This is a genomic window from Corynebacterium faecale (assembly GCF_030408735.1).
In the GTDB taxonomy this organism is placed as follows: Bacteria; Actinomycetota; Actinomycetes; order Mycobacteriales; family Mycobacteriaceae; genus Corynebacterium; species Corynebacterium faecale.
In genome coordinates this window covers 554,634-572,925 of record NZ_CP047204.1, presented here as the reverse complement: position 1 = coordinate 572,925, position 18,292 = coordinate 554,634, and the positions used below count along the sequence as shown (strand labels likewise).

At 59.5% G+C, this 18,292-nt stretch carries 16 protein-coding genes; 8 read left to right on the top strand and 8 right to left on the bottom strand.

Annotated features, from left to right (window positions below):
* Window positions 1-90: 90 nt before the first annotated feature.
* A complete protein-coding gene (locus tag CFAEC_RS02660) occupies window positions 91-3,321 on the bottom strand; it encodes an error-prone DNA polymerase (protein WP_290278572.1) in 3,231 nt (1,076 codons plus the stop codon).
* Window positions 3,322-3,503: 182 nt separating this feature from the next.
* Here CFAEC_RS02660 and CFAEC_RS02655 point away from each other — a divergent pair, with 182 nt between their 5' ends.
* The 4 genes from CFAEC_RS02655 (at window position 3,504) to CFAEC_RS02640 (ending at window position 7,143) form a co-directional block, all read left to right on the top strand.
* Window positions 3,504-4,394, top strand: coding sequence for a MetQ/NlpA family ABC transporter substrate-binding protein (locus CFAEC_RS02655; RefSeq protein WP_290278570.1), 891 nt, complete (start codon window positions 3,504-3,506; stop codon window positions 4,392-4,394).
* Between the two features lie 134 nt (window positions 4,395-4,528).
* Window positions 4,529-5,578 carry a methionine ABC transporter ATP-binding protein gene (locus CFAEC_RS02650; protein ID WP_290278568.1) on the top strand — a complete coding sequence of 350 codons (1,050 nt, stop codon included), beginning with the start codon at window positions 4,529-4,531 and terminating at the stop codon, window positions 5,576-5,578.
* Entirely contained in the window at window positions 5,575-6,252 is a 678-nt protein-coding gene (locus CFAEC_RS02645; RefSeq protein WP_290278565.1) for a methionine ABC transporter permease, read from the top strand. The genes CFAEC_RS02650 and CFAEC_RS02645 overlap by 4 nt, the downstream gene beginning before the upstream one ends.
* Before the next feature lie 309 nt (window positions 6,253-6,561).
* Window positions 6,562-7,143: an AMIN-like domain-containing (lipo)protein gene (locus CFAEC_RS02640; RefSeq protein ID WP_435384252.1), complete on the top strand. Its 582-nt coding sequence runs from the start codon at window positions 6,562-6,564 to the stop codon at window positions 7,141-7,143.
* An 18-nt stretch (window positions 7,144-7,161) separates the two neighbouring features.
* On the opposite strand, the gene CFAEC_RS02635 is transcribed toward CFAEC_RS02640, so the two are convergent.
* The 3 genes from CFAEC_RS02635 to CFAEC_RS02625 form a co-directional block, all read right to left on the bottom strand.
* Entirely contained in the window at window positions 7,162-8,739 is a 1,578-nt protein-coding gene (locus CFAEC_RS02635) for a Y-family DNA polymerase (protein ID WP_290278563.1), read from the bottom strand.
* An 18-nt stretch (window positions 8,740-8,757) separates the two neighbouring features.
* Window positions 8,758-9,537, bottom strand: a complete 780-nt coding sequence (gene imuA', locus CFAEC_RS02630) for a DnaE2-dependent mutagenesis accessory factor ImuA' (protein ID WP_290278561.1) — start codon at window positions 9,535-9,537, stop codon at window positions 8,758-8,760.
* Between the two features lie 159 nt (window positions 9,538-9,696).
* On the bottom strand, window positions 9,697-11,085 hold the full coding sequence (locus CFAEC_RS02625) for a hypothetical protein (protein WP_290278559.1): 1,389 nt from the start codon (window positions 11,083-11,085) through the stop codon (window positions 9,697-9,699).
* Between the two features lie 291 nt (window positions 11,086-11,376).
* On the opposite strand from CFAEC_RS02625, the gene CFAEC_RS02620 reads away from it, so the two are divergent.
* A complete protein-coding gene (locus tag CFAEC_RS02620; protein WP_290278557.1) occupies window positions 11,377-11,820 on the top strand; it encodes a hypothetical protein in 444 nt (147 codons plus the stop codon).
* 22 nt (window positions 11,821-11,842) lie between these two features.
* Here CFAEC_RS02620 and CFAEC_RS02615 read toward each other — a convergent pair whose 3' ends face one another.
* Window positions 11,843-12,151 (bottom strand): hypothetical protein, encoded by a 309-nt coding sequence (locus CFAEC_RS02615; RefSeq protein ID WP_290278555.1) that lies wholly within the window; start codon window positions 12,149-12,151, stop codon window positions 11,843-11,845.
* Entirely contained in the window at window positions 12,151-12,843 is a 693-nt protein-coding gene (locus CFAEC_RS02610) for a response regulator (RefSeq protein ID WP_290278541.1), read from the bottom strand. The genes CFAEC_RS02615 and CFAEC_RS02610 overlap by 1 nt, the downstream gene beginning before the upstream one ends.
* Window positions 12,844-12,980: 137 nt before the next feature.
* On the opposite strand from CFAEC_RS02610, the gene CFAEC_RS02605 reads away from it, so the two are divergent.
* Together CFAEC_RS02605 and CFAEC_RS02600 are read left to right on the top strand one after the other, a co-directional pair.
* On the top strand, window positions 12,981-14,063 hold the full coding sequence (locus CFAEC_RS02605) for a CAP domain-containing protein (protein WP_290278539.1): 1,083 nt from the start codon (window positions 12,981-12,983) through the stop codon (window positions 14,061-14,063).
* 171 nt (window positions 14,064-14,234) lie between these two features.
* Window positions 14,235-15,152, top strand: a complete 918-nt coding sequence (locus CFAEC_RS02600; protein ID WP_290278538.1) for a UTP--glucose-1-phosphate uridylyltransferase — start codon at window positions 14,235-14,237, stop codon at window positions 15,150-15,152.
* A gap of 8 nt (window positions 15,153-15,160) precedes the next feature.
* Here the strand turns inward: CFAEC_RS02600 and CFAEC_RS02595 are convergent, their stop codons facing one another.
* Entirely contained in the window at window positions 15,161-16,363 is a 1,203-nt protein-coding gene (locus tag CFAEC_RS02595; protein ID WP_290278535.1) for a PspC domain-containing protein, read from the bottom strand.
* A 115-nt stretch (window positions 16,364-16,478) separates the two neighbouring features.
* Here CFAEC_RS02595 and CFAEC_RS02590 point away from each other — a divergent pair, with 115 nt between their 5' ends.
* Complete coding sequence (locus tag CFAEC_RS02590) at window positions 16,479-17,648, top strand: PspC domain-containing protein (RefSeq protein WP_290278533.1); 1,170 nt, start codon at window positions 16,479-16,481, stop codon at window positions 17,646-17,648.
* Here CFAEC_RS02590 and CFAEC_RS02585 read toward each other — a convergent pair whose 3' ends face one another.
* Complete coding sequence (locus tag CFAEC_RS02585; RefSeq protein WP_290278530.1) at window positions 17,649-18,290, bottom strand: hypothetical protein; 642 nt, start codon at window positions 18,288-18,290, stop codon at window positions 17,649-17,651.
* Window positions 18,291-18,292: the final 2 nt, after the last annotated feature.

The window sequence follows — 18,292 nt, the reverse complement described above, 5'->3', positions numbered from 1 at the left end:
GCTTTTGGTTTGGGAGAGCTATAAGCCTTCCAGTTTCTGCTGAAACAGCAGGAAACTTCATCGGACAACAGCGGTAAACAGCAGCTTTGATCACTTGAAATCCCTGGCCCCTCTACTGAGCCACTCCCCCACGGGGAGTGGCTCTAGTCGATCCGCCACCACATTCACCGCGCCGTTGGCATTCTGTACGATCCCACGGATGATGAGCGTCCTGGCGGTGCGGGCGAGTACCCGCTGACGGTTCCACAATCCGGGTGAGATCATCACATTCATCAGCCCGGTCTCATCCTCCAGGCCCAAAAACGTCACACCCGAGGCGGTCTGGGGGCGCTGACGGTGGGTGACCACCCCGGCGATCCGGACCCGGGTGCCATCGGAAACCCCGTGGAGCAGCTGATCTGCCGGGGTGATGCCACGTGAATCCAGATGGGTGCGCAACATCGCCATGGGTTGTTGATCATGGGTGACACCAGTGGCTGCGATGCTGGTGACCATCAGGTCGAAGGCATTCATGCCGGGCAGTGCCGGGGCGTCGATGGCCGAGAGACCAGGCAGCATGCCGGGGCGTTCGGTGGCGGCAATGCCGGCCTGCCAGAGTGCCTCGCGTCGGTTGATCCCCAGACAGTCCAGGGCACCGGCACGGGCCAGGGTCTCCACGTGGGCAACGCTGAGATCAGCCCGGCGCGAGAGATCCTGGATCGAGGTATACGGGGCATGCTGCTCAATGCGGGTGGCGGCGTCATCGCCCAGCCCTTTGATCAGGTTGAGCCCGAGACGGATCTTCCCATCCGGTGCATCAGCCTCCACGCCGGAGTCATTGACGGTGATGGGGAGGATCTCCACGCCGTGGCGCCGGGCATCGGCGATCAATGACTGCGGGGAGTAGAACCCCATCGGCTGTGCTCGCAGCAGACCTACACAGAACTCCGCCGGATAGTGGTACTTGAACCACGCGGAGAAATACACCAGGGAGGCAAAGGACTGGGAGTGGGATTCCGGGAAGCCATAGGCGGCGAAGGCCACGATCTTATTCCACAGCTTATCGGCGGTATCCCCGGTGATGCCCTGGGTGTTTTTCAACCCCTGGTGGAAACGCGCCTTTAAGGCCGCCATGCGGGCGGGGGAACGTTTGGAGCCCATGGCGCGTCGTAAAGCATCGGCCTCCCCGCCGGTGAACCCGGCGGCATCCACGGCAACCTGCATGAGCTGTTCCTGGAACAGCGGAATGCCCAGTGTTTTTCCGAGGGATTTCTCCAGCACCGGATGATCATAGGTGATCGCCTCCTCACCATTGCGTCGGCGCAGGTAGGGGTGCACGGAGCCGCCCTGGATGGGGCCGGGGCGGATGAGTGCCACCTCCACCACCAGGTCAAAGAAGGTGCGGGGTTTCAGGCGTGGCAGGGTGGACATCTGGGCGCGGGATTCCACCTGGAACACCCCCACGGCATCGGCGCGGCAGAGCATGTCATAGACCTCAGGTTCAGTGAGATCCAGCTCCCAGAGGTTGATGGTGGTGCCGCGGTGTTCTTTCACCAGATCCATCATGTGATGCAGTGCCTCCAGCATGCCCAGGCCAAGCAGGTCGAATTTCACGAGGCCAGCCGCCGCGCAATCATCCTTGTCCCACTGCACCACGGAACGGCCCTGCATACGGGCCCATTCGGTGGGCACCACATCGGCGATGGGTCGATCACAGATGACCATGCCACCGGAGTGGATGCCCAGGTGCCGGGGATGGCCTGTGAGTTGCCCGGCCAGCTCAACCACATCGTCCGGGGGCTCGGATGTGCCCTTGGCCCAGGCGTCGGCGGCACCCTGCGGGTAACCGAGGGCGCGGGCGGCATCCCGCATTGCCCCCTTGGTGCGGTAGGTGATCACATTGGCCACCTGCGCGGCATTATCGCGACCGTATTTGGTGTAGACATACTGGATCACCTCCTCGCGGCGACCGGATTCAATGTCAATATCAATATCGGGTGGGCCATCGCGGTCAGGTGAAAGAAACCGTTCAAAGAGCAGGCCCGCAGAGATGGGTTCCGCATTGGTGATGCCGAGGACAAAACACACCACAGAGTTGGCAGCCGAGCCCCGGCCCTGGCAGAGGATGTCAGCGGTGTGGCAAAACTGCACCAGGTCATCCACGATGAGAAAATAGCCCGGAAACCCCAGCTTTTGGATCACATCGAGCTCATGCTCGATCTGTTTCTGCGCCTGTTCCCGGATCTGCGGGGAGCGTGAACGATAACGGCGGTCAAAGCGGGACTGGACCGACTCGGTCAGCCAGGTCATCTCAGTGTGACCATCTGGAGTATCCCACCGGGGCAGATCAGGTGCCACCAGGTTAAGAGGGAAGGCACACTCCCGGGCCACGTCCACGGTGGTGGACAGCAGATCCGCACAGGACGGGTGGGCGCGCAGTAGTGCCTCACCGCTGCGCAGCCACGTTCCACCCATGGGGTGGAGTTCACTTGCAGCCTCGGAGAGGGAGTTGCGCAGTGCCAGGGCGTGCTTGGCACCTGCGAGCCGTGCCTGATCCCGGGTGGCTGCTGTGGGTGTCGTGCTGATAATGCCGCGCAGGCCTGTTCTCAATTGGATACTTCTCAAAATGTCATGATCATCGGCGTCTTCGGGCAGCATCCGGGAGGTGAATTCCAGCACCACATTTCCCTCCCCGAAGTAATCGATCAGTTGATCGATCTGTTTGCGCCAGGAGATATCAGCCACCACCACCCAATGGCCACCCGCCTGCTGGGCAATGAGTGGCAGAGGCGGATAATGGACCTCCCCCTTTGCCCCGGTGACCATTTTAGCGGAGGCGATGAGATGACTGAGGCGCCGGTATCCTTCCAACCCCCTGCACAACACCGTGAGAACCCCTTCACCGAGGGAAAGTTCAGCGCCGAATACGGTGGACAGACCAGCGGTTGCCGCAGCCTCAGAGAAGCGGACAGCACCGTAGAAACCATCCCGGTCCAGCAGCGCAAGGGCCGATACTCCCAGTTCATGGGCGCGGGCAACCATCGCCTCAGGATCAGATGCGCCCCGCAGAAAGCTGTAACTACTCGCAGCGTGAAGCTCGGCGAAAGGGGTGGGCGCCGACAGCCCCGCGCCAACAGACGCACCAGCTGGTGCGCGAGCCGGTGCGCCAGCCACATCCCCCGCACGCGCCGGCTCGCCTGCACGCACCGGCTTCCCCTCAGTCTCCGGCTGGTGCTGTACCGGACGTGGGGTGTCCACAACCTTCCCGGAGAGGATCTTCTCCACCGCAGACCAGGACAAGGGCCTTCCATTAAGACTCCCCGCCCCGGTCTCCCATTCCATATCCCAAAACTACCTCATTAGAACAAACTTTCCAATCACTTTTGGCCACTGAGCATGACCATCCACCCAACCCGCCCACACCCCAAACTAGACCGAGCTGTACAGAACCTGGTCTAGAATGCTAATCTCCTAAACACTGTCACTATCGCCCACCCACCTGAGATAAAAGGGATGCCGAATACATGAAGCTTCGTCGTATCACCACCACCGCCCTCGCGGGCCTGTTCGCCGCAACCACCCTGGTTGCCTGCGGCTCTGACTCCGATGGCACCAGCGCCACCACCGACGGTGGCAACGACGTCACCATCCGCATCGGCACCACCGATGCAACCAAGGAAGCCTGGACCGTTTTTGAGGATAAGGCTGCTGAAGAGGGCATCACCCTGGATATCGTCTCCTTCTCTGATTACCCACCGGTCAATGAGGCACTCTCCCAGGATCAGCTGGACGTTAACCTCTTCCAGCACCTGAAGTACCTGGCTGAGTACAACGTCGGCGCAGGCGAGGATCTCACCCCGGTTGGTTCCACCGAGATCGTTCCACTGGCACTGTTCTGGAAGGACCAGGACTCCCTCGACGGCATTGAGGGCGAGCAGGTCGCCATCCCCAATGACGCCACCAACCAGGGCCGCGCCATCAACGTCCTCGTCCAGGCTGGCCTGGTCACCCTGCGGGAACCCGGCCTGATCACCCCGGCCCCAGCCGACATCGATGAAGAGGCCTCTCAGGTCTCCGTCCTGCCGATCGATGCAGCCCAGACCCCATCCGCTTACCAGGAGGGCACCCCGGCGATCATCAACAACTCGTTCCTCGAGCGTTCCGGCATCGACCCGAACCTGGCTGTCTTCGAAGATGATCCGAACTCCGAAGAGGCTGAGCCGTACATCAACATTTTCGCCACTAAGGCTGAGAACAAGGACGATGAGAACATCGCCCGCCTGGTTGAGCTCTGGCACGACGCTGATGTTCAGGCCGCTGTTGACCGCGATTCCAAGGGCACTTCGGTAGCCGTGGACCGCCCAGCTGATGAGCTGCAGGAGATCCTCGACCGCCTCCAGGCTGCAAGCGAGTAATCAGCGTTACCTTCAACGCCCCGTTGTGAGCTTTTCGACGCACTACCAGCGTCGCTTCTGCCCCAACGGGGCGTTAGACTGTCTTCTTGTTCTTTTGTCTTTTTCCGATCCACCTCTGAATCGAGGACACCGCTGTGTCTACACCTGCGTCCAGCCCCCACCCGGGCACGCGCGTTGAATTCCGTGGAGTGACCAAGGTATTCACCAACAACAAGAATGCTGAAACGGTCGCTCTTGATGATGTCACCCTCACCGTCGAACCCGGTGAAGTCATCGGCATCATCGGTTACTCAGGTGCCGGTAAATCCACCCTGGTCCGCATGATCAACGGCCTGGATACCCCCACCTCAGGTTCCCTGCTGCTCGATGGCACCGACATCGTGACCATGCCTGAAGCAAAACTGCGCAAGCTGCGCAGCCGCATCGGCATGATCTTCCAGCAGTTCAACCTCTTCCAGTCCCGCACCGCCGAGGGCAATGTCGAATACCCTCTGCAGCTGGCGAAGATGGACAAGGCACAGCGCAAGGCCCGCGTGAAGGAGATGCTCGAGTTCGTCGGATTGTCCGACAAGGGCAAGAACTACCCCGAACAGCTCTCCGGTGGACAGAAGCAGCGCGTGGGCATCGCGCGTGCGCTCGCCACCAACCCCTCCCTGCTGCTTGCCGACGAAGCAACCTCCGCCCTCGACCCCGAAACCACCCAGGAAGTCCTGGCACTCCTGCGCAAGGTGAATAAGGAACTGGGCATCACCATCGTGGTGATCACCCACGAGATGGAGGTGGTGCGCTCCATCGCCGATAAGGTTGCCGTCATGGAGGCTGGCCGGGTCGTCGAATACGGCAGCGTTTACGATGTCTTCTCCAACCCGCAGACCAACGTGGCCCAGCGGTTTGTGGCCACCGCCCTGCGCAATACCCCGGACATGGTGGAGGCAGAGGATCTCCTCTCCCATGAGGGCCGACTCTTCACCGTCGACCTCACCGAGGATTCCGGTTTCTTCGCGGCTTCCGCCACCGCAGCTGACAATGGTGTGTCGATCAACGTGGTGCACGGTGGCGTGACCACCCTGCAGCAGCAGTCATTCGGCAAAATCACCGTCCGCCTGAACGGCGATCAGGCAGCGATCGAAGAATTCTACCGGTCCCTCACCCGCACCACGACCATCAAGGAGATCACCCGATGAACCAGATGATCATGGCCGCCGATTGGGACCGCCTGGGCGGCACCTTCCGCGACGCCATCCTGGACACCCTCTTCATGGTGGCCATCACCATGGTGGTCTCAGGTTTCCTCGGTCTCGTGGTGGGCCTGTTGCTCTACACCACCCGCGCCGGCGGCATCCTGCAGAACAAGGCTGTCTACACAGTCCTGAACGTGCTGGTGAACTTCGTCCGCCCGATCCCCTTCATCATCCTGATCGTGGCCATGAAACCGCTGACCATCGCGGTGATGGGCACATCCATCGGCCGTGATGCCGGCATCTTCGTGATGGTGGTGGCTGCGATGTTCTCCGTGGCACGAATCGTGGAACAGAACCTGGTCACCATTGATCCCGGCGTGATCGAAGCCGCGCGCGCAATGGGTGCCAGCCCACTGACCATCATCCGCACGGTGATCATCCCCGAAGCGCTGGGACCACTGGTGCTGGGTTACACCTTCCTGTTCATCGCCATCGTGGACATGTCCGCCATGGTCGGTTATATCGGTGGCGGTGGTCTCGGTGATTTCGCCATCGTCTACGGTTACCGCGCCTTCGACAACGAAGTCATGTACGTGGCCGTCCTGGTCATCGTGATCATCGTCCAGGCAGCCCAGCTGCTGGGCAACTGGCTATCGAAGAAGATCATGCGACGATAGGCTCCCCCCTCGCATCAAGAGTCACTGAAATCCCCGTGTCAGATTGTTCTGACATGGGGATTTCTGCCACCACGAGGACTCTTAGAGCCTGGAAGAGATCATTGCCCGGTTTCCCAGTCGTCGGAGACAAGGGGTGGATGGTAAAAACTGGAGCAGCGCTGAGCTTTCTTCGCTGCCTTTACAACGATTCGTTCACAATCCACCCCAACCCATCCTTTCGCTTAGGTCAGAGGCACCCCTGGAGGTTACGGTGTGAGGATGATTGTGCAGCGACCATTCATTACTCAACCGCGCTTCAAATTAACCGGCATGGCTGTTCTGGGTATCAGTGCCCTCACCCTTGCCGGTTGCGGGACCCAGGACACCCAGGCAGATGGGTCCCCCACCCAGACGATGGTCGCCACGGCGGATGGGGAATCAACCACAGACACCGCCTCGGCAGGACCGACCCCGCTCGGCTCCGCTGACATGAGTATGAAAACACTGCGCCCAGAGGTTCCGGCACAGCTTTTAGTGACCGATGTTCGAACCGGATCGCATGCGGGTTTTGACCGTGTGGTCTTTGACCTCATTGGTGAGGGTGAGCCGGGCTGGTTCATGGATTACACGACCACACCCACCCAGCAGGGCAGCGGAAACACCATCAATTATGAGGGTGCAACCGCCTTGAACATCAACATTGACGGCACCGTCTACCCCTTCGATCTGAATATGGAAGATCCACAGATCGGCACCGTGCAGGGCACCGGCAGCCTGGTCACGGAAGTCATCAGCGCCGGGACTTTCGAGGGCCGCTCCCAGTTCGTGATCGGTCTGGACTCCGAGCACCCCTACTCGGTGACGGTGCTGCAGGATCCACACCGTCTGGTTGTTGATGTCCTCGCCAATTAAGCCGATACATCTCCGGCGTTAGTAGATAGCTTCAATTCTCCATCTGCCTTTCATCCAGATCAGCAGCCAGGCACCCAGCCCGGCCTCCTGGTCAACAGCCCGCCCCACCACCTGGAGGCGGGCATATCGCTGCCCATCGCCTGCCCACCAGTGATCATCCACCGGCCAGGGTCCCGCCCACCCGGTCACGAGATAACGGCGGGCGCCCCACCCCAGTGCATAGGGTGCGTCATTGAGTAGCACCTCGGCGGTCACTGATACCGGTGTGCCGGTGGCGCTGATCAGCACCACCTGGGAGGCCGGGTGGTTGATACCGCCTCCCAAGCGGGCCGGCAACGGTGCTGGCAGTCGGCCACTCCACGTACCCTCTGGATTCCGCACCTGGTCCGGTTTGTCCCCAAATGGCACCAGGGTGATGCCCTCCGCTATCCCCCGGCCCCCAGTGGGCACGGGTTGCAGCACGGCGGTGATCCCCAGGGTGGACTGCACCCGCTCAATCACCTGCCGGGCAACGGCGCGCTGGCTGGTGCCGGTGTCCCACAGCCCGTCACTGGCCACCGCCGGGGGAACGCATTCCAATGGGGTCAGCCACAACGCGGTGATCCCACCCTGATCGTCCTCATCGGTCACGCCGCGCGCCGTCAGCCAACCATCCAATTGCCACCGCACACGATCCGCCGTTGCTGCCTCCGTCAGAAGTTCGGTGGTGCGCCACAGTCGACTGTTGCTGGTTCCATCGGTGAAATCAGCTGTCACCTTCAGCAATTGACACACCACACCGGCTTCCGCCAGACGTGCATGCAGCTGCACCGCCAGGTTACGTGCCATAAAGGCAGCCACATCTATCCGCTGGATCGGATCACCCGGCACATGCGAGACCTCCCAATCCACATGATCGATCGGCGGTGCGACTGTGCGTGCCTGCCGGGCGGTCGCGATATCGTGGCATCGCAGACCGGGATTGCCGAACCTGGTGGCAACCGAACCCACGGGAAGATCTGCCAGGTCACCAAGGGTCTGGATCCCGAGATCACCCAGGGCATCCACCACCTCCCGCGCACATCCCAGGGCTTCCTCCGCCACCAGCACCCCGAGGGGTTGCGCACGCAGAAAGCTTATCGACGCCCCGTCCCCCACCACCCCGCCATCCGCCACGCGGGTGGCTATTACTGCTGTATTGATCTCATCCGCAATCCCCGCAACGATATCCACGCCCGGCAGGGAAGCAGCACTGATCAACATCTGGGCCGCAATCTCCTCTGAACCGTGGTAGCGGGCAGCTGCGTCGGCGGAGATGACCACCAGTCCGGGCCGGAGCACCTCGACGCTTGGGGCCACTTCCCCGAGGGATGCAACAATCCCCTCGAACAGGCGGGCATCGCGTTCAGGATCATCTTCCACAACGGTGAGTTCGGGACAGACAGCCTGTGCCTGGCGAACTTTCATTCCACGTCGAACACCTCGTCTGCGGGCGGAATGCCCGCATACCTTGATCCGGTGGTGTGCTGCAATAGCAAGGGGCTGCCCCTGTTCCTCGGTATCCTCCCTGTTCAAGCGCACCGCCTGCACCGGCCAATCAGGAAACCACAGTGCCATGATGCGCATGATGCTTCCTCACACGACCCTGAGGGTTGTTCTCTTCTTCTGGGCAGGGAGGGGTTCGCTTTCCCCGGATCCGCCAATCATCACTGTCCCGCTCGCCGGTGCCTGTCCCTTGACGGTTACCCGGATCAGCATTTCTATGCCACGGATACGCCCCTCCCCCGCACCTATACCCAGGTAGTTCGTGATGTCCGCCTCTACCGTCACCGCCGGTGTCTGCACCCGGGTGCCCACCATCAACAGCGTGGCGGTTCCCTTGCGGAGCCTGCCCAGAAGGGGCCGCGCACGCACAGGGGAGAGCGTGATCTCCGGCCCCCGGTAAATCACAAGATCCAATCCTTCACACAGCACCGCCACGACACTGAGCGGTTCGGCACCTGGATCAGGGATCGCAATGATGTTCTCATGCACACCACCGGCAGCGATCACACCGGCGTAGGAGAATTCCTTCCAGCCGATCATCGCGGCATATCCGCCCCCGGCAGTAATGTGGGAAAGGAGTTCAGCCACCAGCAGCGGTTGATCCTGGAGCAGAGTCACTGACCTACGGGGTAGCCCTCCTCCCGGGAGGAAACCAGAAAAGATCTCAGGAACTGCAACAATGCTCTCCTTGGGCGGAGGTTTCAGTTGAGCCTGTTCAGGCCCTTCCCCCAGTTGTGGAACAGCCGCGCCCATCGCGGACATCTGTGAACGCAGCGCCCGGATGCGCTCCGCCCTGTCCATTCCGGTGAGGTTGGGGGGTGATGAACGAGAATCACCCTCACCCACTCCTCGAACGTCTGTTCTATTCATGAAATCCAGCTAACACTACTTTCGTCCCCCACGCAACTGGCTATCCCAGGATGGGGCGACCACCGATCCACCACCATATTGAATAACAAAACCCGGCCTTCTCACCAAGTAAAAATAGTGAACAGGCCGGGCAATGTCCTCATCGTGAAAATGAAAGGGTTAGATCAAACCCTGCAGGATGGCTGGGTTGCTCAGGAAGATTCCAGCGATTCCCCCGATGGCTGCAAGAATCGCAACAATGATCGGCAGAACACCCATACCCTCTGACTTCTTCTCCACCAGAGCGTCCTCGGATTCAGTAACTTCCACAGGGTCCGCAGAAACAGTCACCGTGGGTGTGGTGGTGACCGTTGTCGGTTCAGCAGTGACTGTCACAGTTGGCTTCACCGCAGTGGAGGTCGCCGGAGCTGGGGTGAGGACAACTGTTTCACGCTCCTTAGTGCTGGTCACCGGAGCGGGAGTAGCAGTGACGGTCTGGGGAGCTGCCGTCGATGTCACCGGTGCCGGGGTCTCCACAACAGTCTCCACCGGAGCTGTGGTCACCACCGGATCTGGGATCACAGTCGTGGTGACCGGCGCGGGGGTTTCGGTAAGAGTTTTTGTGGGAGCCGTAGACGTGACAGGCTCTGGGGTCACCGTGACAGTTTCTGTTGAAGCGGTGGTGGTCACCGGCGCAGGCTCAACCACGACGGTGGATGGCTCGGCGGTCACCGTCGATGGCTCAGGAGTCACGACCACAGTGGATGGATTAGCGGTGACAGTTACTGTCGGCGCATAGGTGGTGGTGGGAACAGACTCCGGTTCAGGGAAGTTCCCCGCCTCATAGGACTGCAAGCAGGCGGTTGCAGCCCGATCGAGCGCATAGTAATTCCAGGATTCATTGAACTGATCACTGATCGATTCAACCCGCACCTTATGGGGATTAATGATCGGACGCAGAGCTGCACTTGGTACCGAGTACTCCAGTTCACTGATTCCGTATTTATTGATCTCTTTTTCAGCCCTAATAGCATAGGTGAACTGACTAGTGCCCCAATTGGCGCCGGCAGCGATTACAGGTGCGGTTCCAAACGGGTAGTTTTCAAATTGAGCCTGTGTCCAGTTGGGAGCGATCTCAACCTCAACCGAGTAGCCATTTTTGGCAAAATCCTGATACTTTACGTGATCCGGGGAGTTGGTAAAGAAGAATAATGAAAGCTCACCATAGGCGAACCCTGCATTTGAGATGCGATTTCGCAGGGGCGCGGGATAACCCATGATGAAGGACTCACCTGCCGCTTGGCGGCGATCCACGTCCTCAAACTCTGCTTCCATCCCTGGGAAAAGCGCCCGGAGTTCAGATTCCAGGGCCAGGTGCTCATTGATGAGCGTCTGGAAAAAATCCTTGGACACCTGAGTTTCACGATCAGACAGGGTCGCAACGCAGATCGGACGCCCGGAGCGCTCTTCGCCATGCAGTTGAACCGCCGATGCAGCCGGAACTACAGATAGCGAGGTGGCAAAAATAGCTACCGAAGTAAGCCCGGCGATAAATTTTGATTTAGACATTGAATCCTCAACCTGGGTTCTGGCACTGATGTCCAGAAACAAACAGTATTTCCGTGGAGAACACACAGAAAAAGTACAGACTTAATACAAAATACCCACCCTGTACTTAAAAAGTATTTTTACACCCCCGACTATCACCCCTTTTTTATTCAGGGGAAGCAGTGGTCAAGCATAGTTTCTTTCATTCGCCATCAAAAGATCTAGCCACCTCCCCAGCATCCGGCGAGCCTCCCCCATCTCATTCATCACTGGTAATGGTCATTCGCCGGTCTTCTATTAGGCTGAACCCTTATGGACCCCATGAGCAGCTACACCCAGATGCGATCCCACATCACTCCGATCCCGACCCCACCCATCGTGCGCATCAGCGTATCCGCGCTGGTGGGAGCTGCCGTGGCTGTGCTCACCACAGTCCTCGCACCCGGTGTGAGATTCGGTGTCATGGCGGCCTGTCTCGCCGCAGCCCTGCTCATCACCCTGGCCCACCCCTACCGGGGACAGATGAAGACCTATCGGATTCAACACAATGTCAGCGTGGTGCCCACCATCGGCCAGCTGCTGCCGCTGTTTCTCACCTGGTTGGCCCTCATGATCGCTCCGTTGCTCGGCGGATCCGCGCTATGGGTCACGGTTTTAGTGTGGCTGGCGGTCAGCGGTTGGATGTTTGTGACCTTCCCGCATGTGGATGGAAGCCGGGCTCTGGCTTTCGTCGAAAAGCCTGGCCGGGACACGTAACGCCCCAAACAAGGCCAACCCCCTACCGCCTGGGTTTGCGATCTTTCTCCTGCTCGTCCATGATCTTCTTATTTCTGCGACCCAGCTCAATCAGCTTGAGGTTGGCCCAGTTGTAAAAACTGTGGCCGAGAATGAAGAAAGCCCAGACGACGAACCAGATCGGCAGGGCCCACCACAGTGTGAAGCCGGATTGCCACATCACCAGAGCGGTGAAAATGATGCTGAACAACAGGGTGCGGGTGGGTTGAAAGGTGAACTTCGCAGCTGTGCGGTCAAATTTGTCATCAGGGTCCGGGCCCGCAGGCGTGGAACCCCTGGAATTACGTGCCATTAATCCAGATCTCTCGAGTGCGCCCAACGGGTCAGTGCGTGGCGGTTGGACTGCTGGGTCTTGCGCAGAATATTGGAGGCATGGGTCTCCACCGTCTTCACCGAGATAAACAGTTCCTTGCCGATCTCCTTGTAGGTGTACCCCCTCGCCAATAGACGGAGAACCTCCAGTTCACGGCGGGTCAGCGCATCCACTATGGGATCATCGATCACAGCACCCTTCTCCACCGCGGCGTCCTTCTCGGGTGCGTCTACGATTCCTGCTCCCGCGGTGGAATCCGGTGCCGCGAAGGCATCCAGCACAAAACCGGCAAGTCGTGGTGAGAAGAAGGCGTCACCGGAGTTCACCCGGTTGATGGCCTCCACCAGCTCCTCGCCGGAGATGGACTTGGTCACATAACCACGGGCCCCTGCCCGGATGATCGCGATGACATCCTCTGCCGCGTCGGAGACGCTCAACGCCAGGAAGATGGTCTCCACCCCGGCATCAATGACCCGCCGGATCACAGCCAGGCCGCCACCGTCGGGCATGTGGACATCAAGCAACACCACGTCCGGTCGTGTCTCTGCAATCCCGGTGGCGGCATCAGCCACGGTGCCGGCTTCACCGACGATGGTGACTGCATCACCCAGCTCCGCCTTGACACCAGAACGGAATACTGAGTGATCATCAACCAGAAACACTTGAACCATGCTTTTCAGGTTACCGCTAGTGATGCACCCAGGGGGTGGCGGAGTCCCCACAGCGTGCGATAATCCCCCACCCACACAGGGTTAGCACTCCCACTGTCTTTCTTCTCCCCCACTCTGCCCGGGATACGGTTGCTCCCGTGAAGATCCGATCCTTGTTCATATCTGTAGCCACGGCCATCACCACCGCAGTGGCCCTCACCACGAGTCTCGCTGCCCCGGTGGGGGCAGCACCGTCGACAAGCCTCAATGTGGAGTTGGGGCCGGGTGTGGAGATCGGCACCACCGTGAACCTGGCTCAGACTGAGGTTCAGAGTGTGTCACTGCCCTATCTGCGTCAGGTTCGTGCAGATATGTATGACAGGAATGTGCCCTTCAACGGCAGATCACTTCGGGAGGCTGTCGCTTCAAAGGGGTTGACCCGGGATGATTACGTCAATGGTCTCCAGTGGAGTGGGGATATGGAGCGGATCGCGGTGCAGCGGGCTGTGGAGGAGAAATACTCCGGGCGCATCACCCATGATCGTGCCAATGACACCAGCCCCTTCACTGCCTTTGTGCCAGGTGGATCGCAGTCCTATGCAGAAAACCTCTGTCAGGGACATGCCACGGTGGAAGCCTGCCTCAAATCTTTGACCTATGGGGAGGAGCGTTATCTGCGACGTTCCAACGGCATATCCAACAATGATTCAGGTCATCTCTATAACGTGCTCAATCCCAGCAACTCGCACGTGGGCGTCGGGGCGGTGGATCGGTTCTACGTCACCCACCACTCCTCTGCGCCTTCATCTACCCAACCTCTGTCTGATGGTTACACTCCCCTCAGCCTCGCTGTGCCGGAAGAAGACATCACCCGCCATTTCTCTCTCACACCTTCACGTTCCAGGTTGGCACCGGGTGAATCAACTGATGTGATCATGCATAATGGCCAGGGTTTCGATCTCCCCGGGACCCTTGAATCCAGTGATAACAGCATTGCCACCGCGGTGGGCACCACTGTCACCGCCCTTGATCTTGGTAAAACCACCATCAGGTTCCTGAGTGATCATGAATATTTCTCCGACTCCACCTCCATCACCGTGGCAGAACGCGCTGCAGCCTCAGGGCCTGATGCAAGCTCAGGTTCCAGTGCTGATTCCAATCCCCTCCTGGTCATCATCGCTGTCATTCTGGCAACTGTCGGTATCAGCGCGGGACTACTCGGCCTTGACGCACTGCCTTAATGCTTTACCTTGATCCTTTATCGTGATACTCCGCCTGGCGCATTCTTGTCATTCCCCGCATGTCAACCAGTGTTTCTCATTCGGTGAACTGCATCGGATATACCCCCTGAGGAGGTCCTCAGATTCCCTATTAATCAGGCGCTTCACGCCACACCCGCTTAAGATTGATGAATGGTTAAAGCGAATCACACCCCCACCAGCGGTCTGCGTACCGTTGTTGTCCCTGCTGCTGGTCTTGGCACCAGGTTCCTTCCAGCCACCAAGACGGTGCCCAAGGAGCTACTTCCAGTCGTGGACACCCCCGGCATTGAGCTCGTTGCGGAAGAAGCCGCCGAGGCCGGTGCCCAGAGACTGGCTGTGATCACGGCGCCGTCCAAAGATGGAATTCTCGCCCACTTCGGTGATTTCACCGAACTGCAGGAACACCTCGCGGAAAAAGGAAAAACCACGGAAGCCCTCAAGGTTTCCCGCGCAGCGGACATCATCACCGTTCAGGGAGTGGTCCAGGACAAGCCACTGGGCCTCGGCCATGCAGTGGGTCTCGCCGAGAATGCTCTCGATGACGATGAAGATATCTTCGCCGTGATGCTCCCCGATGATCTGGTCCTCCCGATCGGTGTCACCTCCCAGATGCTCAAGGTCCAGCGGCAGTTCGGCGGAACCGTGCTGTGTGCGATGGATGTGGCACTGGAAGAGGTTTCCAAATACGGTGTCTTCGATATCGCTGATGTTGAGGGCCAACCCACCGTCAAACAGGTCAAGGGCATGGTGGAAAAGCCCTCCATCGAAGAGGCACCCTCCACATTCGTGGCCACGGGCCGTTACCTCTTCGACCGCCACATCTTTGATGCCCTGCGTCGCATCACACCGGGAAAGGGCGGGGAGCTCCAGCTCACCGATGCTATTGACCTGCTCATACAGGAAGGCCACCCGGTCCATATCCTGATCCACTCTGGTCAGCGCCATGATCTGGGGAACCCAGGCGGTTATATCGTCGCCTGCATTGAACTCGGCATGGAGCACCCTGTCTACGGTGAGACCGTGCGCAACGCAATCGCGAAGGCCGCGGCAACGCTCAACACCGTCTAAGACAATCCTCACACCCCCATCGTGATGGCAACCTCAGTGCCGTCATCGATCGCGGATTTAATCCGGACCGTCCCCCCGGCGCGTTCAACGCGGCCATGCACTGATTCCGCCAGACCATGGTGTCCGTCGGGAATATTGTCCGGATCAAATCCGCACCCGCGGTCGCGCACAAAAATACTCAGCTCACCGAGCATGATCTCCGCATACACATCTGCGGTATCCACACCGGCGTGTTTGGCCACATTCACCAACGCTTCCCTCGCTGCCAGCACCGCGGCGTGGGTTTCATCGGTCAGTGGTTCATCAGTACCCACGGTCACCGGCACGATACGCAGTCCGTAGAGATCCTCCACCTCACCACATGCCCGTTCCAGGGCGGTGAAGACAGTACCGGTGGTCTGCGGGGTTTTATCCTGCGAGTCAAACAACCACTGCCGCAGCTCACGTTCCTGACCACGCGCAAGACGCATCACCTCCCCGGGGTCCTCTGCGCGCTTCTGGATCAGCGCCAAGGTCTGCAGCACGGAATCATGCAGGCGCGAGGCGATATCGGCGCGTTCATCGGCGGCCGCTTTCTGCGCGCGTTCCTCCCCCAGCTGATCCCACAGACGAACCCACAGTGGCACGCCCAGAGCTGCCACACCGAGCAGGGTGAGAACCACGGTGGCCAGGGACGCAACGAAATTCGCCTGTCCGTCCCAGTTCATCACCACCACCACGATCGCGGAGAGCACCAGCACCCCGCCTGCGGCAATGATGGCGATATTGGTGTTGGACTCCAGCCCCCTGTCGTAGGCGATCCACACCATCAACACACCGATGCCCACGATGGCGATTGGAATGAACGTCGCCAAGCCAAAACCGGTGGTGAGCGTGAGCGAGGCACCGGCGCCGACAATGGCGAGCGCAACCAGCGACCAGGACGTGATCCGCGCGGGGCGCGGGGTGCTTATCGACGCCTCCCTCTTCTTCTCCCCGATCTTAGTGAATATCCACACCAGTGCGTAGGCCACCAACCCCACACCGTTGAGAAGGGAGGAGATGATCAGCACCGCCCGGACCCAGAACAGTGACACACCCAGGTGCTGCGCCAGTCCGGAGGCCACGCCGGCCACCACGCGTCCCTCACGGGAGCGCGTGAACTTGGGATATAACGGTTCTAGCTGCTGCCCCGCTGGCTGCGGGGTATACGGCGCGGGTGTATTACTCATGCCTCGATCTTGTCATGTGGCCTTCTCGCCCGGCCATCAGGGAACACCCTGAGGCGGTCAAGTTCAGGGCTTCCCCCCATGTTGTTTTCGCACCCGCCGGGCCACAATTGACGTTATGAGCACTTATGAGGAGCAGCCCCGGTTCATGCCGTTCGCTCAGGAAACCCCCGAACCTTCCCCTGCCGTGGAAGTCACCGGGGCTCTCAGCCAGATGTGGCACACCCGCCCTGTCCGCCTCCCCTCCGGGCAGGGCGGCAACGCCAAGGTTGCCGGTGTGTGTGAAGGAATAGGTGTCCGCTACCAGGTTGATCCCATCCTGGTCCGCCTGGCGTTTGTGGTGTTCGGTTTCCTCGGCGCCGGTGTCGCCGCCTACCTCCTGGCGTGGATGCTCATGCCCCGCTATTCCGTTCCGGTCTCACCTCTCGAGGCGACCTGGAAACCAGACCACCCACAGGACCGCACCCACGGCTGGTGGCTGCTGATCTTCTTCCTTCTCTTCTCAGGGGTCTTCACCTCCGGCGCCATGGAATTCTTCGGTTCCGCCTCCCTGCTCACCTATGTGCTCCTCGGTGCGATGTGGTGGGGACTGCACCGGAAACAACCCCTCCCACCTCTCGGATTACTTGCCAATGGTTACGACCCGACACAGGACCCCACAATGACTACTCCCAACCACAACCCCAATATCTACCCACAGCCCCAACCGGATCTGAGCAGCATGGATCCGGTCAGCGGATACAGTGCCCCCTTTGCCCAGCAGTACCGGGAGGAAACCCCCGCCTGGGATCCCCTGGCACCCACCTACAACACCTGGGATATCCAGCACGTTCCCCAACCGCCGGAGAAGAAAAAGAAGCGCGTCTGGCCCTGGGTGCTCGGCGGGTTCCTGGTGGCTGGCGTGGTGTCTTCAATGATGCTCGGAGCAGTGGTGTACAACATTGACACGGACCTGGGCGACGGGACTGCACTCGGAGAGTTGTCACTGACCCCCACCAACGGCAATCTCCAGGACACCTACAATTCCGGGATCGGTGAACTGAACCTGGATCTGACTGCCCTGACACCATTGGAGCAGGAACACAGCCTCCAGGTGTCCTCAGGGGTGGGCGAAGTCAACGTGACCCTCCCAGAAAATATCCCCGTCAACCTCACCTGCACAACCGGGATCGGCACCGCACACTGTGACGTGGAGGGCCTCAATGCTCGTGCCGATATGGATGCCCCACCGCTGAACATCCACATCAACTCAGGCATCGGCGAGGTAAAGGTTGAGTATGCAGACTAGTCAGAAATCCCACTGATGATTGGGATCGTTGAGCGCAGACGTTGTTGATTCAATGGACTCAAGGTCCTTGAACGGCGAAGTTTCCGCCAGTCGGAGTATGCCATCCAGTCCCATCGCCAGCTGCTGGATATTGTCCTTTTCCAGAGCATCATCAACCACTGTGAATAGCCGGCGGAAGTTCTCTTTCCGCTCATCAAAGGACTTATCCAGGTAGTCGATTAATACGGTCTTCTGCATCTCGATCTTCGCTAGGGCCACATCCCGCTCCGCTGCGATTCCTACTCGAACCGTCTGCTGGGCAGAATCGAACTTAGCCACTTCGCCGGCCATCAGAATCAGATGTTGCAGTGCGACTACGACATCGCCGGAGTCCCTCACCGCATTAACCTGCAACTGCTGCACAAAGTTTCTCTCGAAGTCTGCAGCATCGTGATAGTTCACTTGTGATGAACCCTCAAGATCTTCTCTCAGGTCATCCCCCAGATTCTCATCACTATCAGAGACAACCTCGTCATCTGTCCCGTTCAAATGATTCGGCTGGTGTGGCCGTCTATTATCAACTGCTTCCCTGGCCAGTTCAATGATTTGATCGCCGAACTCCTCATACAGCAGCTGAAACAGTTGTTTGTAATCCTGTGCCATGC

Excerpts from the sequence above, each read along its gene's own strand:
- CFAEC_RS02640 (WP_435384252.1), top strand. The coding sequence starts at position 6,562 with ATGGCTGTTCTGGGTATCAGTGCCCTCACCCTTGCCGGTTGCGGGACC.
- imuA' (WP_290278561.1), bottom strand. The coding sequence starts at position 9,537 with ATGAATAGAACAGACGTTCGAGGAGTGGGTGAGGGTGATTCTCGTTCA.
- CFAEC_RS02645 (WP_290278565.1), top strand. The coding sequence starts at position 5,575 with ATGAACCAGATGATCATGGCCGCCGATTGGGACCGCCTGGGCGGCACC.
- CFAEC_RS02585 (WP_290278530.1), bottom strand. The coding sequence starts at position 18,290 with ATGGCACAGGATTACAAACAACTGTTTCAGCTGCTGTATGAGGAGTTC.
- CFAEC_RS02635 (WP_290278563.1), bottom strand. The coding sequence starts at position 8,739 with ATGGCACTGTGGTTTCCTGATTGGCCGGTGCAGGCGGTGCGCTTGAAC.
- CFAEC_RS02615 (WP_290278555.1), bottom strand. The coding sequence starts at position 12,151 with ATGGCACGTAATTCCAGGGGTTCCACGCCTGCGGGCCCGGACCCTGAT.
- CFAEC_RS02595 (WP_290278535.1), bottom strand. The coding sequence starts at position 16,363 with ATGAGTAATACACCCGCGCCGTATACCCCGCAGCCAGCGGGGCAGCAG.
- CFAEC_RS02610 (WP_290278541.1), bottom strand. The coding sequence starts at position 12,843 with ATGGTTCAAGTGTTTCTGGTTGATGATCACTCAGTATTCCGTTCTGGT.
- CFAEC_RS02655 (WP_290278570.1), top strand. The coding sequence starts at position 3,504 with ATGAAGCTTCGTCGTATCACCACCACCGCCCTCGCGGGCCTGTTCGCC.
- CFAEC_RS02660 (WP_290278572.1), bottom strand. The coding sequence starts at position 3,321 with ATGGAATGGGAGACCGGGGCGGGGAGTCTTAATGGAAGGCCCTTGTCC.
- CFAEC_RS02625 (WP_290278559.1), bottom strand. The coding sequence starts at position 11,085 with ATGTCTAAATCAAAATTTATCGCCGGGCTTACTTCGGTAGCTATTTTT.
- CFAEC_RS02600 (WP_290278538.1), top strand. The coding sequence starts at position 14,235 with ATGGTTAAAGCGAATCACACCCCCACCAGCGGTCTGCGTACCGTTGTT.
- CFAEC_RS02620 (WP_290278557.1), top strand. The coding sequence starts at position 11,377 with ATGGACCCCATGAGCAGCTACACCCAGATGCGATCCCACATCACTCCG.
- CFAEC_RS02590 (WP_290278533.1), top strand. The coding sequence starts at position 16,479 with ATGAGCACTTATGAGGAGCAGCCCCGGTTCATGCCGTTCGCTCAGGAA.